General features: G+C 69.9%; 25 protein-coding genes. 9 read left to right on the top strand and 16 right to left on the bottom strand.

The features are described 5' to 3' along the window. Positions 1-139: 139 nt before the first annotated feature. The gene (locus CGZ93_RS15005; protein ID WP_229117487.1) at positions 140-1,159 is read left to right on the top strand and encodes an alpha/beta hydrolase fold domain-containing protein; all 1,020 of its coding nucleotides are present in this window, start codon (positions 140-142) and stop codon (positions 1,157-1,159) included. A 337-nt stretch (positions 1,160-1,496) separates the two neighbouring features. On the opposite strand, the gene CGZ93_RS15000 is transcribed toward CGZ93_RS15005, so the two are convergent. Beyond that, positions 1,497-2,411 carry an N-acetylglucosamine kinase gene (locus CGZ93_RS15000; protein ID WP_229117491.1) on the bottom strand — a complete coding sequence of 305 codons (915 nt, stop codon included), beginning with the start codon at positions 2,409-2,411 and terminating at the stop codon, positions 1,497-1,499. Positions 2,412-2,549: 138 nt separating this feature from the next. On the opposite strand from CGZ93_RS15000, the gene CGZ93_RS14995 reads away from it, so the two are divergent. From CGZ93_RS14995 to CGZ93_RS14985, 3 genes are read left to right on the top strand one after another with little or no spacing between them, the layout of a single operon-like run. After that, positions 2,550-4,013 carry a glycoside hydrolase family 3 protein gene (locus CGZ93_RS14995; protein ID WP_094364948.1) on the top strand — a complete coding sequence of 488 codons (1,464 nt, stop codon included), beginning with the start codon at positions 2,550-2,552 and terminating at the stop codon, positions 4,011-4,013. Beyond that, entirely contained in the window at positions 4,010-4,957 is a 948-nt protein-coding gene (locus CGZ93_RS14990; RefSeq protein WP_094364947.1) for an N-acetylmuramic acid 6-phosphate etherase, read from the top strand. The genes CGZ93_RS14995 and CGZ93_RS14990 overlap by 4 nt, the downstream gene beginning before the upstream one ends. A 22-nt stretch (positions 4,958-4,979) precedes the next feature. After that, positions 4,980-5,849, top strand: coding sequence for a MurR/RpiR family transcriptional regulator (locus tag CGZ93_RS14985; protein ID WP_094364946.1), 870 nt, complete (start codon positions 4,980-4,982; stop codon positions 5,847-5,849). A 175-nt stretch (positions 5,850-6,024) separates the two neighbouring features. Here the strand turns inward: CGZ93_RS14985 and CGZ93_RS14980 are convergent, their stop codons facing one another. The 7 genes from CGZ93_RS14980 to CGZ93_RS14950 form a co-directional block, all read right to left on the bottom strand. Next, on the bottom strand, positions 6,025-6,945 hold the full coding sequence (locus CGZ93_RS14980) for a LysR substrate-binding domain-containing protein (protein ID WP_094364945.1): 921 nt from the start codon (positions 6,943-6,945) through the stop codon (positions 6,025-6,027). Further along, positions 6,942-8,537, bottom strand: a complete 1,596-nt coding sequence (gene ahpF / locus CGZ93_RS14975) for an alkyl hydroperoxide reductase subunit F (RefSeq protein ID WP_094364944.1) — start codon at positions 8,535-8,537, stop codon at positions 6,942-6,944. Before ahpF ends, CGZ93_RS14980 begins: the two co-directional genes overlap by 4 nt. Before the next feature lie 143 nt (positions 8,538-8,680). Next, positions 8,681-9,247, bottom strand: a complete 567-nt coding sequence (gene ahpC / locus CGZ93_RS14970) for an alkyl hydroperoxide reductase subunit C (protein ID WP_094364943.1) — start codon at positions 9,245-9,247, stop codon at positions 8,681-8,683. Positions 9,248-9,361: 114 nt separating this feature from the next. Beyond that, on the bottom strand, positions 9,362-10,015 hold the full coding sequence (locus tag CGZ93_RS14965; RefSeq protein WP_094364942.1) for a hypothetical protein: 654 nt from the start codon (positions 10,013-10,015) through the stop codon (positions 9,362-9,364). A gap of 21 nt (positions 10,016-10,036) precedes the next feature. Then, a complete protein-coding gene (gene kynU / locus CGZ93_RS14960; RefSeq protein ID WP_229117486.1) occupies positions 10,037-11,275 on the bottom strand; it encodes a kynureninase in 1,239 nt (412 codons plus the stop codon). Further along, a complete protein-coding gene (kynA, locus tag CGZ93_RS14955) occupies positions 11,272-12,120 on the bottom strand; it encodes a tryptophan 2,3-dioxygenase (protein ID WP_229117485.1) in 849 nt (282 codons plus the stop codon). The genes kynU and kynA overlap by 4 nt, the downstream gene beginning before the upstream one ends. Before the next feature lie 22 nt (positions 12,121-12,142). After that, positions 12,143-13,330, bottom strand: coding sequence for an alpha-amylase family protein (locus CGZ93_RS14950; protein ID WP_094364940.1), 1,188 nt, complete (start codon positions 13,328-13,330; stop codon positions 12,143-12,145). Between the two features lie 312 nt (positions 13,331-13,642). On the opposite strand from CGZ93_RS14950, the gene CGZ93_RS14945 reads away from it, so the two are divergent. Then, positions 13,643-13,894, top strand: coding sequence for a hypothetical protein (locus tag CGZ93_RS14945; RefSeq protein ID WP_229117484.1), 252 nt, complete (start codon positions 13,643-13,645; stop codon positions 13,892-13,894). Between the two features lie 99 nt (positions 13,895-13,993). On the opposite strand, the gene CGZ93_RS14940 is transcribed toward CGZ93_RS14945, so the two are convergent. The 6 genes from CGZ93_RS14940 to CGZ93_RS14915 form a co-directional block, all read right to left on the bottom strand. After that, positions 13,994-14,458, bottom strand: a complete 465-nt coding sequence (locus CGZ93_RS14940; protein ID WP_094364939.1) for a heat shock protein transcriptional repressor HspR — start codon at positions 14,456-14,458, stop codon at positions 13,994-13,996. Further along, positions 14,458-15,609 (bottom strand): molecular chaperone DnaJ, encoded by a 1,152-nt coding sequence (dnaJ, locus tag CGZ93_RS14935; RefSeq protein WP_094364938.1) that lies wholly within the window; start codon positions 15,607-15,609, stop codon positions 14,458-14,460. The genes CGZ93_RS14940 and dnaJ overlap by 1 nt, the downstream gene beginning before the upstream one ends. Positions 15,610-15,707: 98 nt before the next feature. After that, a complete protein-coding gene (locus CGZ93_RS14930) occupies positions 15,708-16,340 on the bottom strand; it encodes a nucleotide exchange factor GrpE (protein WP_229117483.1) in 633 nt (210 codons plus the stop codon). Between the two features lie 122 nt (positions 16,341-16,462). Next, positions 16,463-18,352 carry a molecular chaperone DnaK gene (gene dnaK / locus CGZ93_RS14925; protein ID WP_094364937.1) on the bottom strand — a complete coding sequence of 630 codons (1,890 nt, stop codon included), beginning with the start codon at positions 18,350-18,352 and terminating at the stop codon, positions 16,463-16,465. A 186-nt stretch (positions 18,353-18,538) separates the two neighbouring features. After that, the gene (locus CGZ93_RS14920) at positions 18,539-20,056 is read right to left on the bottom strand and encodes a malonate--CoA ligase (RefSeq protein WP_094364936.1); all 1,518 of its coding nucleotides are present in this window, start codon (positions 20,054-20,056) and stop codon (positions 18,539-18,541) included. Next, positions 20,053-21,192 (bottom strand): malonyl-CoA decarboxylase domain-containing protein, encoded by a 1,140-nt coding sequence (locus CGZ93_RS14915; protein ID WP_094364935.1) that lies wholly within the window; start codon positions 21,190-21,192, stop codon positions 20,053-20,055. The genes CGZ93_RS14920 and CGZ93_RS14915 overlap by 4 nt, the downstream gene beginning before the upstream one ends. A 139-nt stretch (positions 21,193-21,331) precedes the next feature. On the opposite strand from CGZ93_RS14915, the gene CGZ93_RS14910 reads away from it, so the two are divergent. The 3 genes from CGZ93_RS14910 to CGZ93_RS14900 are packed head-to-tail and all read left to right on the top strand — an operon-like array spanning position 21,332 to position 22,617. Then, positions 21,332-21,634, top strand: coding sequence for a hypothetical protein (locus CGZ93_RS14910; RefSeq protein ID WP_094364934.1), 303 nt, complete (start codon positions 21,332-21,334; stop codon positions 21,632-21,634). A gap of 9 nt (positions 21,635-21,643) precedes the next feature. After that, complete coding sequence (locus CGZ93_RS14905) at positions 21,644-22,063, top strand: RidA family protein (protein ID WP_229117482.1); 420 nt, start codon at positions 21,644-21,646, stop codon at positions 22,061-22,063. Next, positions 22,063-22,617: an antibiotic biosynthesis monooxygenase gene (locus tag CGZ93_RS14900; RefSeq protein ID WP_094364933.1), complete on the top strand. Its 555-nt coding sequence runs from the start codon at positions 22,063-22,065 to the stop codon at positions 22,615-22,617. Before CGZ93_RS14905 ends, CGZ93_RS14900 begins: the two co-directional genes overlap by 1 nt. A 7-nt stretch (positions 22,618-22,624) precedes the next feature. Here CGZ93_RS14900 and CGZ93_RS14895 read toward each other — a convergent pair whose 3' ends face one another. Further along, positions 22,625-23,737 (bottom strand): PLP-dependent cysteine synthase family protein, encoded by a 1,113-nt coding sequence (locus tag CGZ93_RS14895; protein ID WP_094364932.1) that lies wholly within the window; start codon positions 23,735-23,737, stop codon positions 22,625-22,627. A gap of 62 nt (positions 23,738-23,799) precedes the next feature. On the opposite strand from CGZ93_RS14895, the gene CGZ93_RS14890 reads away from it, so the two are divergent. Beyond that, positions 23,800-24,570, top strand: a complete 771-nt coding sequence (locus CGZ93_RS14890; protein ID WP_094364931.1) for an alpha/beta fold hydrolase — start codon at positions 23,800-23,802, stop codon at positions 24,568-24,570. On the opposite strand, the gene CGZ93_RS14885 is transcribed toward CGZ93_RS14890, so the two are convergent. After that, positions 24,563-25,075 carry a glycine cleavage system protein R gene (locus CGZ93_RS14885; protein ID WP_094364930.1) on the bottom strand — a complete coding sequence of 171 codons (513 nt, stop codon included), beginning with the start codon at positions 25,073-25,075 and terminating at the stop codon, positions 24,563-24,565. The genes CGZ93_RS14890 and CGZ93_RS14885 overlap by 8 nt on opposite strands.

Raw genomic sequence — 25,075 nt, 5'->3', positions numbered from 1 at the left:
GCAGGCAGTCCAGCGCGGCTGAGCCCCAGAAGCGGTGTCGAAGCTCATCGACAGAGACGACCGAGATCAGGCCCAAGCGGTGTCGGATCTGACCGACAAGTGGTGTCGGATCTGACCGACGTGACCAAGGGGACTCACCATGGCGATGCCACCGCGCATCACGAAGTTCAACCGTGACCATCTGAAGAAGGCACTGATCAGGCTGGCCGGAACCGGATCCCTCGTGGACCTCAAACAGCGGGTTCCCCCACCGTTCCATCCCGATCTCGCGATGGCGCGATGGATCCCCCCGATTCCGTATGGGTCGCGGATGACCGGCCTGACGCGCCGGTTCAGGGTGCCCACCCGGCCTCCCGGGCCGGATGTCACCGTCGAGGACGAGCGGGTGAACGAGAACGTGTCCCTGCGAGTGCTGCGACCAACTGCCGCCCCCGGGCCGGTACCCGCGCTGTTGTGGATTCACGGCGGCGGCCACCTGCTCGGCTCACCGGAGCAGGACGAGCGCAGCAACGTCCAGCTGGTCCGCGAGCTCGGCATCGTCGTGGCCGCAGCCCGATACCGGTTGGGCGTCGACGCGCCCGCGCCGGCCTCGGTCGAAGACGTGTACGCCGGGCTGATGCACCTGCACCGGCGCGCCGCGGACCTCGGCGTCGACCCATCCCGACTGGCGGTCGGCGGGGCGAGCGCGGGGGGCGGTATCGCCGCCGCCCTGGCCCAGTACGCCCGGGACCGGGGCGAGATCCCGGTCGCGTTCCAGCTGCTGGTGTACCCGATGCTGGACGACCGCACCGTCACTCGCACGGACGTGGACGCCGGCAGCATGCGGATGTGGACACCGAGCAACAACCGCCTCGGCTGGAAGACCTACCTCCGGGCGGAACCCGGTTCAGCCGTGGTGCCCGCGTACGCAGTCCCCTCCCGCACCGAAGACCTCTCCGGGCTGCCGCCGGCGTGGATCGGCGTGGGCTCGCTCGACCTCTTTCACGACGAGGACGTCTCGTACGCCGAACGGCTGCGCGCGGCGGGGGTGCCGTGTGCGCTGGAGATCGTGCCCGGCGCGTTCCACGGGTTCGACCAGTTGTTCGCCAACAAGCCGGTGGTGCGTGAGTTCCACCGCAGCCAGGTCGAGGCGCTGCGCGCCGCCGGGATCGTGGGCTGAGCCCGGCTCCCGCTACCGCGTACCAAACATCAGCGCAGGTCGCTCCGGTTCCTGGTCACGGCCGCCTCCGGAGCCGCATCAGGGGGCGAAGGTTGGTCGTTGAGCGCTTCCGCATACCAGCCGACGGACGGGAATGAACACCGGCCACAGCGGGCGACCGGGCGCACCCATCTGGGCGGGCTGGCCCGACGAGGGTTCGGGGGCGATTCGTTCTTGGTATCAGTCACAGTTCACAACAGTTCTCTCGCAGCCAAAAACACCATCCTCACCCGCACCGCGCCGCTTCGCGCAAACGGCCGTGACCTCACCGTGCCGTGGGTCGGGACCCGGCCGAGGGTCAGCCGAGCGCCTCGGTCAGTGCGTGGCGGTCCAGGCGTACGCCGACGGCGGCGGCCGCCAGCGCGCAGGCGCCCACCACCGGCTGGTGGGCATGACGTACGCCCGGCCACCGACGATCGATCCGCTCACGGACCGGGCCGCCCGCCAGCAATCCCCCGGCCAGCACCAGCTCCTCGGAGTTGGACAGCCCGAGCGTGCGAACGGTGTACCAGAGCAGGTCCGCCGCCTCGTCCAGCAGGTCGGCGACCACCTCGTCATCCGCGTGCTCGGCGACCAAGGGCGTCAGCGCGGCGAACTGGGCCGCCCGCAGCGGATCCACCGCCCGGATCAGCCCCTGCCGCGGGTCGGCCGCGGTCACTCCCAGGTGCGCCAGCAGCGCCGGGGTGAGCGAGGTCGCCGGCCCCCGACCGTCAAGGTCAGCGGCCACCGCGCGCAGCGCCGCCAGCCCGAGCCACGCCCCCGAACCAAGATCACCGAGCAGCCAGCCCAGCCCGTCGCAGCGCGAGGCGGTCACCCAGTCGCGGTGGCGTACCGCGATCGCGCCAGTCCCGGCCAGCAGCAGCACACCGTCCCCGTGCGCGGCGACGGCGCGATAGGCGATCTCGGTGTCCGGCACCACCCGCGCCGGCACCGCGATTCCGGCACTCCCCAGACCACGACCGAGCATCTCGGCCACCTCCGCCCCGCGCGCCTCGGCAGCCCCGGCGGCACCGATCGCAGCGGCAGCCACGGCGTCGCCGCCCAGACCCGCCCCGTCGAGCGCCGCGCGCACGGCCGCGGCCAGGTTTCCGACCGGATCACCGACCGAGCTGCGCAGGTTGCCACCGGCCGCGCGGCCCTGCCCCAGCAGGGCTCCGGCTCCGTCGGTGAGCACGGCCCGGATGGACGAGCCGCCCAGATCGACCCCCAGCATGACCGCCACGCCAACACCCCTTTCCGCTGCCACAAGCCGATACTGATATCGGCCGGTGCTTCCGAGGATTCCATCACAGTGCTAACTTCTCTTTCACCCCCACATAGAGAGAACTAGGTTCCACGCAAGGAGACTCCGATGGGCACGGCGCTCGGCGTACTGCTTTCCGGTGTTTCCGGTGCCGCCGTCCCGCAGTGGCTCGCGAGTCGGATCCGGGACGGTCTGGCCGGGGTGATCCTGTTCGCCGAGAACACCCCCGACCCGGCCGCCACCCGCGCGCTGACCGACGAACTCCGCTCCCACCGCGCCGATCTGGTGATCGCCGTCGACGAAGAGGGCGGCGACGTCACCCGGCTGCAGGCGCGGACCGGTTCCAGCTTTCCCACCCCCGCCGCCCTCGGCGCCGTCGACGACCCGGAGCTGACCCGCCGTTGCGCCGAGCTGCTCGGCCGGCTGGTCGCCGAGGCCGGGATCGACCTCGACCTGGCGCCGATGCTCGACGTCGCGAGCGAGCCGGAGAACCCGGTGATCGGCGTCCGCTCGTTCGGCGCCGATCCCGACCTGGTCTCCCGGCACGGCAGGGCGTACGCCGAAGGCCTGGCCGCGGCCGGGGTCGCCAGCTGCGGCAAGCACTATCCCGGGCACGGGGACACCCGCAGCGACAGCCACGCGGGCGATGCGGTGGTCGACGTCCCGGCCGAGGTGCTCGCCCGTCGCGACGAGGCGCCGTTCGCCGCGGCCGGGGTCGACTCGGTGATGACCGCGCACGTGGTGGTACCGGCGCTCGGGCCCGAGCCGGCCTCCATCTCCGCCTGGTCGACCGAGCGGCTGCGCGCCGCCGGGTTCACCGGGGCGATCATCACCGACGCGCTGGGCATGCGGGCGATCAGCGACCGGATGCCGCTGGGTGAGGCGTGCGTACGGGCTCTCGAGGCGGGGGCGGACCTGCTCTGCCTGGACGCCCCGCAGCACCGCGAGCCCGAACAGGCGCTGCTGGAGGCCGAGGCGGCGATCGAGGCGGCCGTGGCGTCGGGGCGGTTGTCGGCGGAGGCGTTGCGTGAGTCGGCGGCGCGGAATCGGCGGTTGCATCGGCGTGAGGGTGGCTTCGACAAGCTCAGCCAACCTGAGGGTGGCTTCGACAAGCTCAGCCAACACAAGCTCAGCCAACGTCTCGGGTTGGAGGTGGCACGGCGGGCGATCGTCACCCGGGGGGCGCCGCGGCTGAGCGGTGATCCGGTGGTGATCGACCTGCGGCGCCGGTACAACCTGGCGGCCGGGGACACCGGGGCGGTGCTGGTCGGAGCCCTGCGCGAGCGCTGGCCCGGGCTGAGCCTGCACGACGACCCGGCGTACGCCGACCCGAACCGCTCGCTGCTGGTGATCTGGCCCGGCGCTGAGGCCGCCGACGTCGCGGCGCTGCAGCAGCTGCGCGAGCGACACCCCGATCCGGTGGTGCTGCACACCGGGGTCGCCGCGGCCGCACCCGAGGGCGTACGCCTGGTGTGCAGCCACGGCAGCGCCCCGCCCAATGTTCTGGCGGCGATCGAGGTTCTCGCCGATCAGCCCGCCCTGACGAGCACCCCCACGGAGGAACGCCCATGACGAACACCCCGCTGACCTGGAGCACCGAGCAGGTGAACCCGCGTTCGATCGACCTGGACACGAAGCCGACCGAGGAGGTGGTGCGGAGCATCCTCGCCGAGGACGAGACGGTCGCTGCGGCGGTCAGCGCGGTCGGCCCGCAGATCGCCCGCGCCGTCGACCTGGCGGTCGCCGCGCTGTCGGCCGGGGGCCGGATCCACTACGTCGGCTCGGGCACTTCGGGCCGGATGGGCGTGCTGGACGCGGTCGAGCTGCTGCCCACCTATCGGGTCGGCGACGACAAGTTCACCGCCCACCTGGCCGGCGGACCGGGCGCCATGTCGCTGGCGGTCGAGGGCGCCGAGGACGACCCCGAGGCGGGGGCGGCCGCCGTCGCCGAGGCCGGCCCCAACGACCTGGTGATCGGGCTCGCCGCCAGCGGGCGTACGCCGTATGTCGGCGGGGCGCTCGCCGCCGCCCGCGAGCGGGGCCTGCCCACGGTGCTTATCGCCGCCAACCCGAACGCGCCGTTGGCGGAGCACGCCGACGTCGCCGTGCTCGCCGACACCGGGCCCGAGGTGATCACCGGATCCACGCGGATGAAGGCGGCCAGCGCCCAGAAGATGATCTTGAACTCGTTGTCCACCGCGGCGATGGTGCGGCTGGGCAAGGTGTATTCCAACCTGATGATCGACATGATGCCGACCAACGAGAAGTTGCGGGCCCGGTCGGTGCGGATGCTGGTCCAGGGCAGCGGTGCCGACGAGCAGCGTTGCGCCGAGGTGCTGGCACAGGCCGGCGGAGAGGTACGGTTGGCGCTCACCGCACTGCTGGCCGATGTGCCGGTCGCGGCGGCGCGCGAGGCGCTCGCCGCCTGCCCCGCGGCAGCTGATCGCCCGGGTGACCCAACCGGGATCAGGACCGCCGTGCAGCGGCTCCGCGACGCGGCACGAAAAACTGGATGATCATGGAACCTAGGGGTTGATCATGAACGGGACCTTGGTCACGGTGGGTATGCAGGCACGGTTGCCGTCGCTGCATCCGGCGCTGCGTGAGGTCGCGGATCTGATCCTCTCCGACCCCGCGGCGGCCGCCGGGCGGACCATCTCCGAGTTGGCGAGCGCGGCCGGCACCTCCCAGTCGACGGTGGTACGCCTGGCCCACGAGCTCGGCTATTCGGGCTATCGGGAGTTGCGGTTGGCGCTGGCCTCCGAGGTGGCGGTACGCCAGTTCGACCGCCCGGAGCCGGAGGGGGACATCGCCGCCGGGGACGACCTGATGTCGGTCATCCACAAGATCGCCGCCGCCGACGTGCAGGCGGTGAAGGACACCGTCGCGACGCTCTCGGTGCCGGTCGTGGCCGCGGTGGTGACCGCGATGGACAAGGCGCGGCGGATCGACCTGCACGGGGTCGGCGCCTCAGGGGTGGTCGCGCACGACCTGCAGCAGAAGCTGCTGCGGATCGGGGTGACCGCGATGGCGTTCACCGACGTGCACCTGGGGCTCACCTCGGCGGCGCTGCTCCACCCCGGCGACGTGGCGATCGGGTTCAGTCACCGGGGCACCACCTTCGACACGGTCGAGGCGCTGGCCCTGTCGGCGAAACGCGGGGCGACCACCGTGGCCGTGACGAACGTACCGCGGTCGCCGATCACCGAGGTCGCCGATCACGTCCTCTACACCGCCGCCCGCGAAACCAACTTCCGCTCCGGTGCGACCGCGTCCCGGCTGGCCCAGTTGACGGTGGTTGACTGTTTGTTCGTCGGGCTGGCCCAGCGGCGGTTCGACGCCAGCCAGGCCGCGCTGCAGGCGACCTATGAGGCGGTGGCGGATCGGCGGCAGGGGCCCAGGGGCTGAGGCGTACGCAGGGTGGGTCGGCGAACCATGCCTGTGCAGGCCCACCTCGCGTACCGAACGCCACTCCGCGTGGTCAACGTCACCTCGCGCGTTGCCGGCATCACGCGAGGTGAACTTCGGTACGCGAGGTGATCTTCGGTAAGCGGGGTGAACCTCATGGGTGGCTTCGACAGGCTCAGCCGGCCTGGGGAAGGGGGTGGACCACGCCGTCGGGGAGGGCGCGGAGCACCGCCGCCACCTGGGGCAGCAGGTCGCGGAACGGGCTGGCCGGGCGCCAGAGCAGGGCCACGTCGCGGTGCGGCGCCGGATCGGAGAACTCGCGCAGCACGATCGCGGGGTTGGGCGACACCGGGGGCGAGGCGGCCAGCCGCGGCAGCAGGGTGACCCCGACCCCGGAGGCGACCATGTGCCGCAGGGTTTCCAGGCTGGTCGCCCGAAACCCCGAGCGCTCCCCCGCGCCGGCCACCCGACAGACCGCCAGCGCCTGATCGCGCAGGCAGTGTCCGTCGGTGAGCAGCAGCAGGTCCTCCCCGGCCAGATCCCTGCTGCGCAACGGTTTCGGCGATTCGGCCAGCCGGTGCGCGGCCGGTGCGGCGAGCACGAAGTCCTCCCGGAACAGCGGTTCGGCGTGCAGCCCCTCCTCCTCGACCGGCAGCGCCAGCACCGCCGCGTCGAGGGTTCCGGCGCGCAGCTGTTCGAGCAGCACCTCGCTCTTTTCCTCCACCAGCAGCACTTCCAGCTCGGGGAAGTGTTCGGCGAGCGGTCCGACGACGTGCGGCAATAGATAGGGCGCCAGGGTCGGAAAGATTCCGAGCCGGATCGTGCCGGCGTGCGGATCCTTCAGCTGGCGGGCGATCCCGCGGATGTCATCGGCCTCGGCGAGGATGCGGCGCGCCCGGCGTACCACCTCTTCACCGGCGGCGGTGAAGAAGACCTGCCGGGCGCCCCGCTCGATCAGCTCGACCCCGAGCTCCGACTCCAGTTTGCGCAGCTGGGTCGACAGCGTCGGCTGGCTGGCGAAGCACGCCGCCGCCGCGCGCCCGAAGTGCCGGTGTTCCGCCAGGGCCACCAGATACTCCAGGTCGCGGAGGTTCACGCGTTCACGGCCTCCCGCTCGCCCTGCGCCGGGGCGTCAGGGGCTGAGGTGCGGATCAGGTGGTCGAACGCCGACAGCGCGGCGGTCGCACCGGCGCCCTCGGCGACGATGATCTGCTTGAACGGCACCGTGGTGCAGTCGCCGGCGCCGAAGATGCCGCGGAGGTTGGTCACCCCTCGCTCGTCGACGACGACCTCGTGCCGGTCCGACAGCTCGAGTCCGCTGTCCTTGAGCCACTCGGTGTTGGGCAGCAGGCCGATCTGCACGAACACACCGTTGACCTCGAGCTCGCGCACCTGCTCCGACGCCCGATCCTCGTACACGAGCTTCTGCAGCTCGCTGCCGTCGCCGGTCACCTCGGTGGTGCGGGCACCGGTGATGATGTCGGTGTTCGGCATGCTGCGGAACTTCTTCAGCAGCACGTCGTCGCAGCGCAGCTCGTCGAGGAACTCAACCAGGGTTACCTTTTCGGTCACCCCGGCCAGGTCGATCGCGGCCTCGATCCCGGAGTTGCCGCCGCCGACGACGGCGATCGGCTTGCCCTTGAACAGCGGCCCGTCGCAGTGCGGGCAGAAGGAGACGCCCTTGTTGCGATATTCCTGCTCACCGGGGACGCCGAGCGTACGCCACCGCGCGCCGGTCGCCAGCACGATGGTGCGCGCCCGCAGCGTGCCGCCACCCTCCAGCTCGACGGTGTGCAACTCACCCTCGACACCCGGCACCAACCGGGTCGCGGAGACGTTCTTCATCAGGTCGATGTCATACTGCCCCAGGTGCTCCTCGAGACCGGCGGCAAACTTCGGGCCCTCGGTGTAGGGGACCGACACGAAGTTTTCGATCGACATGGTGTCCAGGGTCTGGCCGCCGACGTTCGGGGCGGCCAGGCCGGTGCGAATCCCCTTGCGCGCGGCATAGATGGCCGCGGCGGCGCCGGCGGGCCCGCCGCCGAGCACCAGCACCTCATAGGGGTCCTTCTCGCTGAGCGCCTCGGTGGAGATGCCGCCCTCGGACAGCTTGGTGACGAAGTCGGCGATGTCCATCCGGCCGGCGGCGAACTCCTCGTCGTTCTGATAGACCGTCGGCACGGCGAGGATGCGGCGCTGTTCCACCTCGTCGGTGAACAACGACCCCTCGACGGCGGTGTGCTTGATGTTCGGGTTCAGCACCGCGAGCGCGTTGAGCGCCTGCACCACGGTCGGGCAGTTCTGGCAGGTGAGCGACATGTAGGTGACGAACTCGTGCTCGCCCTGGATCGCCTTTGCTGCTTCAAGAACCGACTCGTCGGCCTTCACCGGTACGCCGCCCACCTGCAGCATCGCCAGCACGAGCGAGGTGAACTCATGTCCCAGCGGCAGCCCGGCGAAGCGTACCGAGATGTCGGAACCGGGACGCTCGATCGCGAACGAGGGGCGCCGCTCGTTGTCGTCACGCTGCTCGTGGGTCACCAGGTCGGAGCAGGACGCGATCTCGTCCAGCATCTGCTTCATCTCGACCGACTTGGGACGCTCGTCGAGCGAGCTGGCCAGCACGATGGGTTCGGTGATGCGCTCCAGATAGCCCTTGAGCTGGTCCAGAAGCTCCTTGTCGAGCACGATTCCTCCTGATGGTGACGCGGCGATGCGGTGGTTTGTCGAACGGGTGCAGAAGATGCGGGCGGAGTCGGGGGTGGGAACGCGGACGGCGGGCACCCACCGGGTGGCAGGCACCCGCCGTCACGGGTTGTTTCAGAGTCGGATCAGATCTTGCCGACCAGGTCGATGCCCGGCTTCAGGGTCTCGCCCTCGGCCTCTTCCCACTTGGCGGGGCAGACCTCGCCCGGGTGGTTGCGGACATACTGCGCGGCCTTCACCTTGCGCAGCAGCTCGGCGGCGTTGCGGCCGACACCCTCGCAGGTGGTCTCGGTGACCTGGATGATGCCGTCCGGGTCGACCAGGAAGGTGGAGCGGTCGGCGAGACCGGCGCCCTCGCGCATGGTGTCGAAGTTGTTGGTGATCACGCCGGAGGCGTCGCCCAGCATGTAGTAGTTGATCTTGCCGATGGTGTCCGACGCGTCGTGCCACGCCTTGTGCACGAAGTGGGTGTCGGTGGAGACGGAATAGACCTCGACGCCGAGCTTCTGCAGCTCCTCGTAGTGGTCGGCCAGGTCGCCCAGCTCGGTCGGGCAGACGAAGGTGAAGTCGGCCGGATAGAAGAAGAAGATGGCCCACTTGCCCAGCACGTCGGTGTCGGAAACCTCGACGAACTCGCCGTTCTTGAAGGCGGTGGTCTGGAAGGGGAGGATCTTGGTGTTTACGAGCGACATTGTGTCTCCGTTCCTTGGATCTGTGACTCGAACTCTGATCAAGACTCTATATCGAATCTGCCCAATTTGAAAGACGGCGTAGATCGAACTTTCCGATCCCGGGGATAGGCGGGATCAATCGAGCCGGGACACCTCGGCCACCCGCGATCGATAGCTCCTGACCAGCTGGTCGGGGTCGGCGTCGGCCCGGGAGATGATCACCGCGACCGTGTTGGCGTAGCGCACGGTAAACGCGAACTGCGGCTGCGTCGGCACTCCCTCCAGCTGGTAGCGGCTGACCGTCGCCCCACGGCGTTCGTGCACGGCCCCGCCCACCCAGCGCCCGCTCCGCGTCGGGCAGGCGAGCATCCCCCGGTCCAGTCGGTCGCCGGCGACCCGCGCCTGCTCGGGATCCGGATAGGTGAGCGTGTACGCCTGCGCGCCCGCTGCCGGCGTACCCATCGCGATCGCCCCGCTGTGCCCCGCCAGTGCCGTCGGAATCAGGTAGCGACAGAAGCGGATCTGGGAGAGGTCTGCGTCGCTGCGCCCGGCCGCCTGCCAGGTGTGCCCGGCCAGGTCCAGCGGCGGGCGATAGAGATCGGTCAACCGATTGGGGTGCAGGTGCACCGGCCGCAGATAGGGCCACACCCCGGCCCCCAGCAGCACCAGCGCGACCAGCCCGACCAGCCCGAGGAACACCGGCGCCAACCAGCGCGCAGAGGGCACCAGCCACACCCCCGGGTCCTCCAGGACCTCCCGCTCGCCGACCCCGCTCAGCCAACCGGCCATGCCCCATTGTGACGGGTCGACTCAGTGCTGGTCCACCAGTTCGGCGATCCGGGAGAGGGCGTACGCCACCTCGACGAAGGAGGTGCTCAGCGGCGCCAGCCCGAGCCGGATCCCGTCCGGCTCGCGGAAGTCGGGGATGATCCCCTCGGCCCACAGCTGGGTGTACACCTGCCGGCTGCGCGGGTGGGCCAGGGTGACGTGGCCGCCGCGTACGCCGGGATCGCGCGGGGAGACCAGGCGTACGCCCTCCCCCGACAGCCCCGAGTCGGTCGCGGCCACCACGAAGCTGGTCAGCTCGACCGACTTCCGCCGGATCTCCGCCAGGGAGAACCGGTCGATCAGCTCGATCGTGTCGGCGATCCCGACCATCGCCAGCACCGGTGGCGTACCGGAGATGAACCCGCGCATTCCCTGGCTGGCTTCGAAACCCGGGCCCATCTCGAACGGGCGGGCGTGCCCCATCCAGCCCTGGATCGGCTGCCGCAACCGACCCTGGTGCCGCTGCGCCACATAGGCGAACGCCGGTGCCCCCGGCCCGCCGTTGAGGTATTTGTAGCTGCAGCCGACGGCCAGGTCGACCTGGTTCCGATCCAGCTCGATAGGAACCACCCCGACCGAATGGCACAGGTCCCACAGCACCACCGACCCGGCGGCGTGCACCACCTCGGTGATCCGCGGCAGGTCGGCGATCTGGGCGGACTTGTAGGCCACGTGCGACAGCAGCACCACCGAGGTGCGCTCGTCGACCACCTCGGCCACCTGCTCGGCGGTCGCCGCGCCGGCGGGATCCGCCTCGATCCACACCAGCTCGTGCCCGCGCTCGGCGGCCACCGCCTCGGCCACGTAACGGTCGGTCGGGAAGTTCTGCGTGTCCACGACAATTCTGCTGCGCCCCCAGGGGGCGGCGTCGACCGCGGCGCGCAACAGCTTGTAGAGCAGGACCGTGGTCGAATCGGCGAAGCAGGTCTGCCCGGCAGCCGCCCCCAGACACACCCGGGCGAGCTCGTCGCCGAGGGCGAACGGGAGCTCCATCCACTGTTCGTCCCAGGAGCGGATCAACCGGGTCCCCCAGGCGCCGTCGACCAGGTCGATCAACCGCTGCCGGGTCGCCTTCAACGGCCGGCCGAGGGAATTCCCGTCCAGATAGGCTTTCACGACGTCGGTGCCGGAGCGGGCGGGCACGAACAGGTCCCGGCACTCGGCCAGCGGATCTGCCGCGTCCAGCTCGTGGGCGCGCTGCATCAGCGCCTGTCGACTCACGTCCCCACCTCGGTGCGGACCGCGAACAGCTCAGGAAAGAAGGTCAGCTCGAGCGCCCGCTGCAGGAAGCCGACTCCCGAGGAGCCGCCGGTCCCGGTCTTCATCCCGATCGTGCGCTGCACGGTCTTCAGGTGCCGGAACCGCCACAGCTGGAAGTTGTCCTCCAGATCGACCAGCTCCTCGCACGCCTCATAGACGTCCCAATGCTCGTGAGCGTGGGAATAGATGTCGGCGAACACCTTCGTCAGCTCGGGGTTGCTGACGTGCGCCCGACGCACGTCGCGGTCCAGCACGGCGTTGGGGATGGCGTACCCGCGTCGCGCCAGACAGCGCAGGAACTCGTCATAGAGGCTGGGTCGCTCGAGCAGTCTCCCCAGCAGGGCGTACGCCTCGGGGTCGGCGCGGTGCACCTTCAGCATCCCCTCGTTCTTGTTGCCCAGTGCGAATTCCACGGCCCGGTACTGCCAGGACTGGAAGCCCGAGGCGTGGCCGAGGAAACTGCGGAACTCGGCGTACTCGCTGGGGGTGAGGGTGGCGAGCACCGACCACTGATCGGTGAGCGTGCGTTGGATGTGCTTGACCCGGGCGATCCGCTTCAGCGAGACCCGCATCTCGTCATCGGCCAGCAGCTCCATCGCCGAGGTGACCTCGTGCAGCATCAACTTCAACCACAGCTCGGAGGTCTGGTGCTGGATGATGAACAGCATCTCGTCGTGGTGCACCGGGTCGCTGACCGGTTGCTGGGCCGCGAGCAGGGTCGGCAGCTGCAGATAGGAGCCGTAGCTCATCTCGCTGGTGAAGTCGGTATGGATCGACTCCTCGATCCGGCGGGTGTTGTCACTCACCAGTGCAGGGTATCTCCGAGTGCTACGGCCAGTGCAGTTCCTCCCCGTCGCTGCTGCCGATCCGCACCGTGCCGGCGGCGACGTCCAGCTCGGTCACCACCTCCTGGCCGTCGGCCCCGGCGGCGTAACGGATCCGGGTGTTCTCCAGCTCGCGCACCTCGATCGGGGTGTCGACCAGCCACGGGTGGCGCCGGCGCAGGCCGATCAGCTGCTGGTACCAGGCGAACAGATCCCGGCCGAGCGCGGAGATGTCGGCGGGCGAGGCGGGGAAGACCGGGCGTACCTGATCGTCGCCACCGGCCCGGTCGAACTTCTCCCCGGTGTAACCGAACTCGTCACCGTAGTAGATCGACGGGATGCCCGGCACCGTGCACAGCACGGCGGCCGCCAGCGCTGCACCGTCCTTGCCGACCCGGCTGGCGATCCGGGTCACGTCGTGGTTGCCGACGAACGTCTGTGGCCAGAAGGTGTCGAGCAGCTCGTTGTTGCGGCGTAGGGTCCAGTCGAGCTCGAAGAAGTTCTGATCCGACAGCGAGCTCCAGGTCGCCTTCCACAGCTCATACTGGGTGAGCGAGTCCAGGGTGGAGCGGCGGACCAGGTCGGGGTAGTCGCCGTGGATCACCTCGCCGAGGAACCACGCCTCGGGGTGGCGCTCCCGCACCTCGGGCAGCACCGCGGCCCAGAACGCCGGGTCGACGGCGTACGCCGCGTCGAGCCGCCAGCCGTCGGCGCCGCGGTCCAGCCAGTGGTTCATCACCTCGACTGTGTACGCCCGGACCTCGGGTTTGTGATGGTCGAATTCGACCAGGGTGTCGTGCCCCTCGAAGAACCACGGGTGCCCCTCCGGCGAGCGGCGCCACCAGTCCTCGTGGCCGAATCCGCGGGCGACGTGGTTGAACACCCCGTCCAGCACCAGGCGGATGCCCCGCTCGCGACAGCCGGCGGCCAGCGCGTCGAAGTCGGCGTCGTCACCGAGGCGCGGGTCGATCCGGAAGTGGTCGAGGGTGTCGTAGCCGTGGGTGTCGGAGGCGAACACGGGTCCCAGCAGCAGCCCGTTGGTGCCCAGCTCGACGACGTGGTCGAGCCAGCCGAGCAGGTGCTCGAGCCGGTGCTGCGGGCCGGACTCCCGGGCCGCGCCCTCGCGGATCGGCGCGCCGGTGAACCCGAGCGGATAGACGTGCCACCAGATGACTGTTCGAGGCCACTGCATCCCGCCAGTCTTGCGCACTCGCCGGCGCCACGCTCCCCGAGTGGCGCAGCGCGGCGGAGCCGGGCGGAATGTCGAGGGGAACCCCGTGGCGTCTGACCTGCAGTCTCCGAAAGGGGTCCATGATCAAACCCAGTGGGACTGGGTTCACCGAGGGTGGTTCAAGGAGACTGCAGGTCCGACGTCACCGGAGGGTCGATTTTTCATACCGCTTCTCCGGGCAAACAATACCTTATGACCGCGCCCTTCGACACCACGATAAGGGCCGCGGAAATCGTGCGAGGGAACGGATTCCGGACGCAGGCCAATTCGACGGTGACCCGCGACAACGTGTCGGGCTTCCTGCCCTTCCACTGCGGCAACGTGACCGACTCCGGCCTGCGCTCGATCTATCGGGATTCTCCGGCCCTGCGGGAAATGCGGCGCCCGGCCGACTTCGGCGGACGGTGCGGACGGTGCGGGCGGTGCGAGTTCCGGGAGGTGTGCGGCGGCTCGCGCAGCCACGGGTACGCCGTCACCGGCGACCACCTGGCCGAGGATCCGACCTGCAGCTACCAACCCGCCTGAGCCCGGCCGGATAGCATCACCGCGGAGGTGGTGTCAGTGGTCATGGTGGTCAGCGCCAGGCCGGGCGCGATCCGATCCTCGAGGCCCATCGATGAACGATCAGCGGCCGAGGGCGCGGGGGGTCTGACGGAAGTACCGCTGACCGGTGGGGGTGAGGCGTACGCCTCCGGCCTTGTCTGCGGTGAAGATGCGCGATCCGGCGGGGGCCGCGTGCGCCATCCGCAGCAGCTCACCCAGCTCGGCGGCGTGCTCGCGGAGCTCCTCCAGCTCGGCCTCCAGCTCGAGGATCCGGCGGATCCCCTGCAGGTTGATCCCCTCGTCCTGGCTGAGTCGCTGAATCAACCTGAGCTTGGCCACGTCTCGCGGCGAATAGCGCCGGCCCCGCCCGGAGGTCCGCCGGGGCTGCACCAGACCCATCCGGTCATAGCTGCGCAGGGTCTGCGGGTGCATCCCGGCCAGCTTGGCGGCCACCGAGATCACGAAGATCGGGGCGTCCCGGTCGACGACCTGCAGGCCGTCGCCGGGCGTACGCCCCCGGTCTCCCGAACCGCTGGCCCGAGGCATCAGACACCCAGCCCGGCCCGCGGGTCAGGTTCGGTGGCCGCCGAGGCGTACGCCTGCAGCGCGCTCCTGGCGTCCTCGGACAGGCTCTGGGGCACCACGACCTCGACGGTGACCAGCAGGTCCGCCGGGGTGCCGTCCTTGCGGGTGACTCCCTTGCCGCGGGCGCGGAAGGTGCGCCCGTTCGGCGTACCAGCAGGAATCTTCAGCCGAACCGCAGGGCCGTTCAGGGTCGGCACCGAGATCTGGGCGCCCAGCGCAGCCTCGGTGAAGGTGATCGGCACCGTGATGGTGAGGTTGTCCCCGCTGCGGCCGAAGACCGGGTGCGGGCGGACGTGCACGATCACGTAGAGGTCGCCGGCGGCGCCGCCGTTCTCGCCGTCGCCGCCCTTGCCCTTGATCCGGATCCGCTGGCCGTCGGTGACGCCCGCGGGGATCCGCACCTGCATGGTCCGGGTCGACTTGGCCCGCCCCGAGCCGTTGCACACCGGGCAGGGATCCTCGACCACCAGGCCGCGTCCGCGGCAGTCCCGGCAGGGCTCGCTGACCGCGAACACGCCACCGGAGGTGGAGGTGGTCATGCCCGAGCCCCGACAGGTGGGGCACAACTTCGGCAAAGTGCCCGAGCGGACGCCGGTGCCGTGGCAGGATCCGCAGGCGTCGCTGGACACCATCTGGATCGGTACCGTCTTGCCGGCCACGGCGTCGACGAAGTCCAGGGTCACCTCACCCTCGACGTCGGTGCCGCGGCGCGGGCCGCGGCCGCCGGTGCTGGTCCGCCCGGTACGGCCGTTGAACAGCCCGCCGACGATGTCGCCGAAGTCACCGGCCCCTCCCTGCGCCTGCCGGAGTAGGTCTTCCGCGGTCTGCGCGCCACCACGCCCGCTGCCCCCACCGGGGAAACGGAATCCGCCACCACCGAAGAGTTTGCGCGCGTCGTCGTATTCCTTGCGCTTCTTCGGATCCGACAGGATGGAGTTGGCCTCGGACGCTTCCTTGAACCGCTTCTCCGCGGCCGCGTTGTCCGGGTTCTGGTCCGGATGGTTCTCGCGGGCGATCTTGCGGAACGCCTTCTTGATGTCCTCCGGCTTCGCGTCCTTGGGCACGCCAAGGACCTTGTAGTAGTCCTTCTCGATCCAGTCCTTGGTGCTCATCGATCTTCCTTAGCGTGGGTGGGGTGACTTCGACTCGCTCGGCCGGCGGATGCTGGCTTCGACTCGCTGCGCTCGCTCAGCCAACGGGATGCGCTCGCTCAGCCGGCGTCGGACTCGCCGGTGGGCATGCCCACGGCGACCCGTGCGGGACGCAGCACGCGGCCCTTCAGCCGGTAGCCGACCTGCATCACGTCGAGCAGGGTCGGTTCGCCCGAACCGGGCACCGGTGCCTGCATCAGCGCGTCGTGCAGCTGCGGGTCGAACGGCTCGTCCTTGGCGCCGTACGCCTCCAGGCCGTATTTGCCGGCGACCTTCTCCAGCTCCTCGGCGAGCAGCTTGAACCCACCGCTGAGCTCCTCGTGCTGGCGGGCGGTGCGCAGGTCATCGAGCACCGGCAGCAGGTCGGCGACCACGGCCTCGACCCCCGCGACCCGGGCCAGATCCCGGTCCCGGTCCACCCGGCGCTTGTAGTTCACATACTCGGCCTGCAGCCGCTTCAGGTCGTTGGTGCGCTCCTCATACGCCTGCTCGAGCTCGGCGATCCGCGGATCGGGCTCAGGCTGCGCCTGGTCCGCGGCCGCCTGCTCGTCGGTGGCGTCGACGGCGGGGTCGTCGGCCGCCCGCTTCGGGGCGCCGTGCATGGCGTCGGTCGGTACGGTCCGGGCGGCTGCCGGGTCGAGGTCTTCCCCGCTCGGTGCGCCCGGCTCGGTGTTTCCGTGCGTCGGTTCCACGTCTTCTCCTGGTGCTCTCGGTCGGTTCTGGGACGGTGTCCCTGGGACGAGGTGCCGGACCGGGCCGGCGGCTTCGATCTGGCGCTCAGCCAGCGTACGAAGCCGCCGTCCCGGTCATCGGGTCACTTCTTGTCGCTATTGTCCTTCTCATCGTCCACGATCTCGGCGTCGACAACGTCGTCGTCAGTGCCGGAGCCGGACTCCGAGCCCGTCGAACCCTCCGAGGCCTGACCCTCGCCGCCCTGCTGGGCGGCCGCGGCCTGGGCGTACATGGCCTGCCCCATGGCCGCAGCCTTGGTGTTCAGGTCCTCCATCGCGCTCTTCAGCTTCTCGGTCTCGGCGTTCTCGTCCTCGAGGACCTCCTTGAGGCTCTTCAGGGACTCCTCCACCGGCGCCTTGACGTCGTCACCGAGCTTGTCACCGTTCTCCGAGATCAGCTTCTCGGTGCGGAAGGCGAGCGAGTCGGCCTCGTTGCGCACGTCGACGGCCTCGCGCCGCTTGCGATCCTCCTCGGCGTGCGCCTCGGCGTCCTTGACCATCCGGTCGATGTCGTCCTTGTTCAGGGCCGACCCGCCGGTGACGGTCATCGACTGCTCCTTGCCCGTGGCCAGGTCCTTGGCGTTCACGTGCACGATACCGTTGGCGTCGATGTCGAAACCGACCTCGATCTGCGGTACGCCACGCGGAGCCGGCATGATCCCGGTCAGCGAGAAGTTCCCGAGCGACTTGTTGTCGCGGGCGAAGTCACGCTCACCCTGATAGACCTGAATCATCACCTCGGGCTGGTTGTCCTCGGCGGTGGTGAACACCTCGCTCGACTTGGTCGGGATGGTGGTGTTGCGCTCGATGATCTTGGTCATCACGCCGCCCTTGGTCTCGATGCCCAGCGACAGCGGGGTGACGTCGAGCAGCAGCACGTCCTTGACCTCGCCCTTGAGCACGCCGGCCTGCAGGCTGGCGCCCAGGGCCACGACCTCGTCGGGGTTGACGCCCTTGTGCGGCTCCTTGCCGCCGGTCAACTCCTTGACCAGGTCGGCCACGGCCGGCATCCGGGTGGAGCCACCGACGAGCACGACGTGGTTGATCTCACCGACGGAGATGTTGGCGTCCTTGATCACCGCGTTGAACGGGGCGCGGCAGCGATCCAGCAGGTCGGAGGTCATCTTCTGGAACTCCGAGCGGGTCAGCTTCTCCTCCAGGTGCAGCGGACCGGACTCGCCCAGGGTGATGTAGGGCAGATTGATGCTGGTCTCCGAGGCGGAGGACAGCTCGATCTTCGCCTTCTCGGCGGCCTCGGCGAGGCGCTGCTTGGCGATCTTGTCCTTGCCCAGGTCGACGCCGTTCTTGTTCTTGAACTGGGTGACCAGCCACTCGACGATCCGGTTGTCCCAGTCGTCGCCACCGAGCTTGTTGTCGCCGTTGGTGGCCTTCACCTCGAAGAACGACTTGCCGCCGTCGTGACCGATGTCCATCAGCGAGACGTCGAAGGTGCCGCCGCCGAGGTCGAACACGAGCACGACCTGATCGGAGTCGTCCTTGTCCAGACCGTACGCCAGCGCGGCCGCGGTCGGCTCGTTGACGATCCGGTCGACGGTCATGCCGGCGATCTCGCCGGCTTCCTTGGTGGCCTGACGCTCGGAGTCGGAGAAGTACGCCGGAACCGTGATCACCGCGTTGGTGACCGGCTCACCCAGGTAGGCCTCGGCGTCGCGCTTCAGCTTCATCAGCACGCGGGCGCTGATCTCCTGCGGGGTGTACTTCTTGCCATCGATGTCGACGCTCCAGTCGGTGCCCATGTGGCGCTTGACCGAGCGGATGGTGCGGTCGACGTTGGTGACGGCCTGGCGCTTGGCGACCTCGCCGACCAGGACCTCGCCGCCCTTGGCGAAGGCGACGACCGACGGCGTGGTACGCGCGCCCTCGGCGTTGGGGATGACGGTGGGTTCGCCGCCCTCGAGGACGGCGACGACGGAGTTGGTGGTGCCCAGGTCGATACCGACTGCACGAGCCATGTGTATTTCCTCCAGTGCGGGTTGCTTATGAGTCTGTGGGGCTCAACTTGTCGATTGAGCCGCTCGCACTCAACTATGTACCTTGAGCCAAACTCACGCAAGCCAAAGTTGAGTACACCTGACTCAACTCAGGGAACAGTGGGGTTATTCCCCGATCCGCCTGCCGAACCAGTCGAATCCACCGGATCAGCGGTAGAGGTCGGCGTACCGGTTGCGCAGTTCCGCCTTCTGCACCTTGCCCATCACATTGCGCGGCAGCTCGTCGACGAGCAGCACGCGCTTTGGCTGCTTGTAGCGGGCCAGGCTGCCGGCCAGCTCGGCCACGATGCGCTCCGGCTCCACCCGCTCGCCCGGCTTCGGCACCACGACCGCGGTCACGCCTTCGCCCAGATCGGGATGGGGTACGCCGATCACGGCGCTCTCCAGCACCCCGGGCAGCTGGTCGATGGCCGCCTCGATCTCCTTGGGATACACGTTGTAGCCGCCGGAGATGACCAGGTCCTTGTCCCGCCCGACGATCCGCAGATAGCCGTCGGGCCCGATCTGGCCGAGGTCGCCGGTGATGAAGAACCCGTCGGCGCGGAACTCCTGGGCGGTCTTCTCCGGCAGCCGCCAGTAGCCGGAGAACACGTTCGGCCCGCGCACCTCGATCAGGCCGACCTCGCCCGGCGGCAACTCGGTTCCGGACTCGCGGTCGGTGATCCGGATCTCGACCCCGGGCAGGGGCATCCCGACCGCGCCGGGCCTGCGCTCGCCGTCGTAGGGGTTGGAGGTGATCATCCCGGTCTCGGTCATCCCGTAGCGCTCCAGGATCGCGTGGCCGGTGCGCTCGGTGAACGCCTTGTGGTCCTCGGCCAGCAGCGGCGCCGAACCGGCCACGAACAGCCGCATCCCGGCCGTCGCCTCGGCCGACAACCGCTCGCTGGCCAACAGCCGGGTATAGAAGGTCGGTACGCCCATCAGCACGGTGGCCTCGGCCATCAGGTCGATCACCTGCTCGGCGTCGAAGCGGCTCAGGAAGATCATCGTCGCGCCGGCGGCCAGGGTCATGTTGCCGGCCACGAACAGCCCGTGGGTGTGGAAGATGGGCAGCGCGTGGATCAGTCGGTCCTCGCCGGTGAACCGCCAGCACTCCAGCAGCGCCGCGCAGTTGGAGGTGAGGTTGCCGTGGGTGAGCACCGCACCCTTGGACCGGCCCGTGGTGCCCGAGGTGTAGAGGATCGCGGCCGGGTCGGAGTCGTCGCGGGCCGCCACGTCGGTACGCGGGGTCACGTGCGCGGCGCGCTCGGCGAGCGTCCCGTCGCCGTTGGCGCCGAGGCTCTCCACCGCGAGTGAATCACCGGCCTGATGTCCCTTCGACAAGCTCAGGGACCGGTCCTCGGGCCGACAGACGAACACCCGAGGCGTGGCGTCGCCCAGGAAATAGTCCAACTCGGCGGCGGTGTAGGCGGTGTTCAGCGGCAGGAACACCCCGCCGACCTGCAGGGTGGCCAGATAGAGGCAGATCGCCTCGGGGCTCTTGTCCACCTGGGCGGCGACCCGGTCGCCGGGGCGTACGCCCAGCTCGTGCAGTGTGCCCGCGAACCGCTCGACCAGGGCGCGGCTGTCGGCGTAGGTGAGGTCGGTGTCAGCGGGCCGGGAGAACAGCACCTTGTCCGGGTGGGCCTCGGCGGATTCGAGGAAGCGGCTGTGGATCGTGGTCATCGTTCTTCCCTTTCCCGGGTGAGTTGCGCGGCGATGTCGGGATGGTGCGCAATGACGCCGTCGCGCACGTACGCCTCGTGGTTGGCCTCGATGTGGTCGGGTTCGTAGCGGTAGTTGACCATGAGCCCGTAAGCCCGGCGCAGCGCCCCGGGCGCCCGGTCGGCCGGCCAGTTGGTCCGCCACACCGCCGCCCCGTTGCCGAGATGGAAGCGGGCCACCGGGTCCACCGGGCGACCCCGGTGGTCGCGGGCGGTGACGAAATAGCGGGCCGCGGCCGCCTCGACCGCCGGTCGAAGGTCGTCGACCAGCCCGGGATCGTTCACCCAGTCCGCGCCCAGCCGATCGACCAGCTCACGGTCGCGCGGCTCCGCGCTGCCGGCCAGCCAGGCCGCGAACCCCGGCGCCGGCGAGAGGGTGACGAAGGTGTGCAGCTCCAGCAGCTCGGCGGACAGGTCGGCGACCACCTGTTTGATCAAGAAGTTGCCGAAGTTCACGCGCCGCAGCCCGGCCAGGGTGTTGTTGATCGAATAGAACACCGCGGTGTCGGCGGGCACCGGCCGATCCGGGACCGGTGCGGTCAGCACCTCGGCGATCGTCCCGGGCACGTGGTCAGTGAGCGCCACCTCGACGAAGATCAGCGGCTCCTTGCCGGTGGCCGGGTGGAAGAAGGCGTACAGCCGGTGGTCGGCGGGCTCCATCCGGCGGCGCAGGTCCGCCCAGCCGGTCATCGGGTGCACGGTCTCATAGTTCATGATCAACTCGAGCAGGGCCGCCGAACTGGTCCAGTCGATCCGACGCATGGCGAGGAAGCCGCGGTTGAACCATGATCGGAACAGGTGCGCGAAGTCCACGTCCACTGCGGCCAGGCTCGGGTCGGCGCCGATCGCCGTGAGCAGATCGGCGCGCATCCGGACCAGCCGCGCCGTCCCGCCGGTGGCCGAGTTCAGCCGGCGCAGCAACTCCTGCCGCCGCGGTTCGACCACCTCGAACAGGGCGGCCTCGGCGGTCGCGGAGCGATCCCGCGCCCACGCGGCGTACGCCTGCTCGATCGCCTCGGCGCTGACCCCGAAGTCGTCGCGCAGCATCACGAAGAACGAACGTCGGTCCCGGTCGTCCAGCTCGGCGTACGCCGCCAACGCCTATCAGCGCCCGGACCAGTTCGGTCAGCGGGGCCATCTCGCCTCCTGGCTCTGTTATGCGCGTTGACGGCCTCGGCGCCGCACCACAGTTCAGCCGGGCCTAGAGTGGACGCCGCACAGGAGGTGACCCGAGACCATGGAGCTCCCACCGAGTCGGCACGGCGACTGGACCGCGACCCATGTCTCCGGTCAGCACCTGCTCTATGGCAAGGCCGGCGGCTGGCGGACGATCATCGCGCACCCGTCGGGCTGGCGGATCGAGCACTACGAGGCGCTGCGGGAGGCGTACCTGTTCACCCCCGACGACGCCGAGGTCGGCACCCTGCAGGTGCCCAAGGGGGCGGGGATCCGGATCGACGACATGATCACCTACGCCCGGGCCTGGATCGAGTCCGCCGGGCTGAGCCAGGGGCTCCCCCAACTCGACGTCGGCCGCTAGCGTGAGCCCATGTCGATCGAAGCCGTGATGCCGCCCGAACTGCCCGAGGGCCCCGCCGTCAACAACTCCTACTGCTACGGCGTACGCGCCGGGGACACCCTGCACATCTCCGGGATGGTCGCCTTCGACTCCGCCGGGTCGATCGTCGGTGAGGGTGACGTCGAGGCCCAGCTCGAGCAGGCGCTGACCAACCTGCGCCACGTCGTCGAGGCCGCCGGCGGGACGATGGCCAACGTGGTGGCGACCACCACCTATCTGGTCGACGTGGCCGATGCGGCCAAGGCGTCCGCGGCCCGGGCCCGGCACTTCACCGGCGCGGTGAAGCCGACCCACACCGTGGTCGGGGTCGCCGCCCTGGCCCGACCGGCCTTCCTGGTGGAGATCGAGGCCACCGCCTGGCTGGGCCCTTCGACAGGATCAGGGACCTGATGTCCGAGCCCGCGGTCACCCGGATCGCCCGGCGTCGCGCCCTGCCGGGCCACGAGCAGGCATACGAGGACCTGGTCCGGGAGATGTTCGCGCTGATGAAGCAGCACCACGGTTTTCTGGGCGCCGAGCTGATCCCGCCGGCCGAGGCGGGCGAGCACTATCAGGTGGTGGTCAACTTCGCCTCGGAGTCCGACCTGGCCGAATGGGACGGCTCGGCCGATCGGGCCGGGATCTTCGAGCGGATGCGGGAGCACGCCGAGGGGACCGGTCCCGAACACCGGCGGCTGTCGGTGTTGGACGACTGGTTCGTCGGACCGCGTACGCCGGCCGGCTCGAAGCCGCCCAAGTGGCGGGTGGCTTTCGTGACCTGGTTGGGAATCTGGCCGCTGGCGTCGATCTTCATCTTCTTCCTGGCGCCGGTGCTGCAGCGGCTCGGGCTGCCGTTCCTGGCCGTCACCGCCGTGAACACGATCCTGATCGTGGCCTGCATGACCTGGCTGGTCGCGCCCGTGCTGACCAACCTGCTCAAGGGGTTCCTGCACCCGAAGCGGTGAAGCCGGATCAACCGGGCGGGAGGGCGTGTTCGAGCTGGGTACGCCACCCCGCCAGGCGCCAGCCCCGGCCCGCCACCCAGGCGTCGTCGAAGTAGCTGCCGGTGTACCGGTCGCCGGAGTCGCAGAGCAGGGTGACCACCGAACCGCGCTCGCCGCGCTTGCGCATGTCCGCCACGATTCGCGCCACGGCGACGATGTTGGTGCCGGTGGAGGCGCCCACCCGCCGCCCGAGCCGGTCGGCCAGGAACCGGGCCCCGGCCACCGAGGCCTCGTCGGGCACGTGGATCATCCGGTCCACCGCGGTGCCGATGAAGCTCGGTTCGACCCGGGGTCGGCCGATCCCCTCGATCCGCGAGCCGGTGTCGGAGGTGGCCTCGGGGTCGCGGTCGACCCAGCCGCGGAAGAAGGCGGAGTTGTCCACGTCGGCCACGCACAATCGGGTGGACATCCGGTTGTAGCGCAGGAACCGGCCCAGCGTCGCGCTGGTCCCGCCGGTGCCGGCGCCGACGACGATCCAGGCCGGCACCGGGTGGGGTTCGGCCCCGAGCTGGCGAAAGATCGACTCGGCGATGTTGTTGTTGCCGCGCCAGTCGGTGGCCCGCTCGGCGAAGGTGAACTGGTCCAGGAAGTGCCCGCCGTGCTCGCGGGCCAGGCGCACCGATTCGTCACACATCTGGTCGGCCCGCTCCACGAAGTGGCAGCGGCCACCCTCGGCCTCAATCAGGTGGATCTTCTCGGCGCTGGTGCCGCGGGGCACGACGGCCACGAACCGCAGCCCCAGCATCCGCGCGAAGTGGGCCTCCGAGACCGCGGTCGAGCCCGACGACGCCTCCACCACCAGGGTGTCCGGGCCCAACCAGCCGTTGACCAGGGCGTAGGTGAACAGCGACCGGGCCAGCCGGTGCTTCAGGCTGCCGGTCGGGTGGGTGGACTCATCCTTCAGGTAGAGGTCGATCCCCCAGTCCGAGGGCAGGTCGACCTTGATCAGGTGGGTGTCGGCCGAGCGGCGGGCGTCGGCCTCGAGGCGGCGTACGCTCTCGGAGACCCAGGCCCGCAGGACCGGGTCGCTGCGGTCCACATCGGACAACTGATCGATCGTCTGGCCCCGCCGGTCGGTCATGGCTCCTCTTTCGTCGAAGGATTCGACCGTAGCCCGCCGGGGGCGTGTCGGATACTTGGGCCATGACGACCCACCAGGAGGCCGGCTTCGGCCGCTCGATCGTCTTCATCCCGCCGCTCGGTGGGACCGCCGACCTGTTCAGCAACCAGCTGGCGGAGTTCAAGACCGATCACCGCTGCATCGCGGTCACCCTGCGCGGCAACGGGGACACCGAGCCGCTCGACGTGCCGGTGGGTGAGGTGGTGCGCAGCCACGCGGCCGAGGTGGTACGCCTGCTCGAGGGCCTGGGCGTGCCGCGGGCGCACGTGGTCGGGGTGGGCTATGGCGGGGCGGTGGCCCAGCAGCTGGCGATCGAGTATCCGATGAAGGTGCGCTCGCTGGTGCTGACCGACACGTGGGCCGAGCTGACCCCGAACACGCCGGCGGATCAGCTGGTGGCGGCGGCCCTGCGGACGACCCCGCTGGCGTACCGGCTGCCCCGCAAGCTGTTGGTCGGCTCGGTGCTGAACCAGTACCTGCCCTGGCCGGAGGCGGCCCACCGGCTGGCCGAGCAGATGCGGACCGCCCGGCTGCCCGAGCTGGCGCTGCAGCACCGGTCGTACACGTCGGTGCGGTACGCCGCCGACCTGCACCGGGTCCAGCTGCCCGCCCTGGTCCTGGCGGGTGAGCGGGCGCGGCATCTGGTCTCGCTCGGGCGTCAACTGTCGCGGCTGCTGCCGCAGGGGCGGCTGGAGACGATCCCGCACAGCCTGGAACCGACCAACCTGTGCCAGCCGGCGCTGTTCAACGAGGCGGTACGCCGATTCCTCACCCCGCTGGAGGTGCTCAGCTGAGGTCGAGGTCGACCATCAGCTCGTTGGCGATCGATTCCAGCGCGTTCGCCAGCAGACCGCGGTCGACATCGGCGGGGGCGACCAACCGGGCGCGGGCCTCGAACAGGGTGCCGCCGGCCATCGGGGCCTCCCGGGTGCCGGTCTCCAGCTGTTCGATGCTCACCCCCTGCGCGGCCAGCACCGAGGAGATCTGGTGCACGATGCCGGGTCGGTCGTTGCCGAGCAGGTGCAGCTCCAGCACCGTGCGTTCGGGTTCGGGCTGGGGGTTGGTGCGGGTGAGGCTGACCTCCAGCAGGCCCTGGTGGCCGAACCCGCGCAGCGCCTCGGCCAGGTCGGCGGTGCGGTCGTCGTCCACCTCGACCAGCACCACCCCGGCAAACTTGCCGCCGAGGCGAGCCATCTCGCTGGTGTGCCAGCTGCCGCCGTGCTCGGCCACGGCCTGCGCCAGCGCGCTCACCAGTCCGGGTCGATCGTCGCCGACCGCTGTCAACACCAAGCTCGCCAT

The sequence above is a fragment of the Enemella dayhoffiae genome (assembly GCF_002250625.1).
Classification (GTDB): Bacteria; Actinomycetota; Actinomycetes; order Propionibacteriales; family Propionibacteriaceae; genus Enemella; species Enemella dayhoffiae.
This window is presented reverse-complemented; position numbering and strand designations above follow the sequence as displayed.

Excerpts from the sequence above, each read along its gene's own strand:
- CGZ93_RS14900 (WP_094364933.1), top strand. The coding sequence starts at position 22,063 with ATGTCCGAGCCCGCGGTCACCCGGATCGCCCGGCGTCGCGCCCTGCCG.
- CGZ93_RS14890 (WP_094364931.1), top strand. The coding sequence starts at position 23,800 with ATGACGACCCACCAGGAGGCCGGCTTCGGCCGCTCGATCGTCTTCATC.
- CGZ93_RS14965 (WP_094364942.1), bottom strand. The coding sequence starts at position 10,015 with ATGGCCGGTTGGCTGAGCGGGGTCGGCGAGCGGGAGGTCCTGGAGGAC.
- CGZ93_RS14895 (WP_094364932.1), bottom strand. The coding sequence starts at position 23,737 with ATGACCGACCGGCGGGGCCAGACGATCGATCAGTTGTCCGATGTGGAC.
- CGZ93_RS15005 (WP_229117487.1), top strand. The coding sequence starts at position 140 with ATGGCGATGCCACCGCGCATCACGAAGTTCAACCGTGACCATCTGAAG.
- CGZ93_RS14940 (WP_094364939.1), bottom strand. The coding sequence starts at position 14,458 with ATGCCTCGGGCCAGCGGTTCGGGAGACCGGGGGCGTACGCCCGGCGAC.
- CGZ93_RS14985 (WP_094364946.1), top strand. The coding sequence starts at position 4,980 with ATGAACGGGACCTTGGTCACGGTGGGTATGCAGGCACGGTTGCCGTCG.
- CGZ93_RS14950 (WP_094364940.1), bottom strand. The coding sequence starts at position 13,330 with ATGCAGTGGCCTCGAACAGTCATCTGGTGGCACGTCTATCCGCTCGGG.
- CGZ93_RS14885 (WP_094364930.1), bottom strand. The coding sequence starts at position 25,075 with ATGGCGAGCTTGGTGTTGACAGCGGTCGGCGACGATCGACCCGGACTG.
- CGZ93_RS14910 (WP_094364934.1), top strand. The coding sequence starts at position 21,332 with ATGGAGCTCCCACCGAGTCGGCACGGCGACTGGACCGCGACCCATGTC.
- dnaK (WP_094364937.1), bottom strand. The coding sequence starts at position 18,352 with ATGGCTCGTGCAGTCGGTATCGACCTGGGCACCACCAACTCCGTCGTC.
- CGZ93_RS14920 (WP_094364936.1), bottom strand. The coding sequence starts at position 20,056 with ATGACCACGATCCACAGCCGCTTCCTCGAATCCGCCGAGGCCCACCCG.
- CGZ93_RS14990 (WP_094364947.1), top strand. The coding sequence starts at position 4,010 with ATGACGAACACCCCGCTGACCTGGAGCACCGAGCAGGTGAACCCGCGT.
- CGZ93_RS15000 (WP_229117491.1), bottom strand. The coding sequence starts at position 2,411 with ATGCTGGGGGTCGATCTGGGCGGCTCGTCCATCCGGGCCGTGCTCACC.
- CGZ93_RS14905 (WP_229117482.1), top strand. The coding sequence starts at position 21,644 with ATGTCGATCGAAGCCGTGATGCCGCCCGAACTGCCCGAGGGCCCCGCC.
- ahpC (WP_094364943.1), bottom strand. The coding sequence starts at position 9,247 with ATGTCGCTCGTAAACACCAAGATCCTCCCCTTCCAGACCACCGCCTTC.
- dnaJ (WP_094364938.1), bottom strand. The coding sequence starts at position 15,609 with ATGAGCACCAAGGACTGGATCGAGAAGGACTACTACAAGGTCCTTGGC.
- CGZ93_RS14995 (WP_094364948.1), top strand. The coding sequence starts at position 2,550 with ATGGGCACGGCGCTCGGCGTACTGCTTTCCGGTGTTTCCGGTGCCGCC.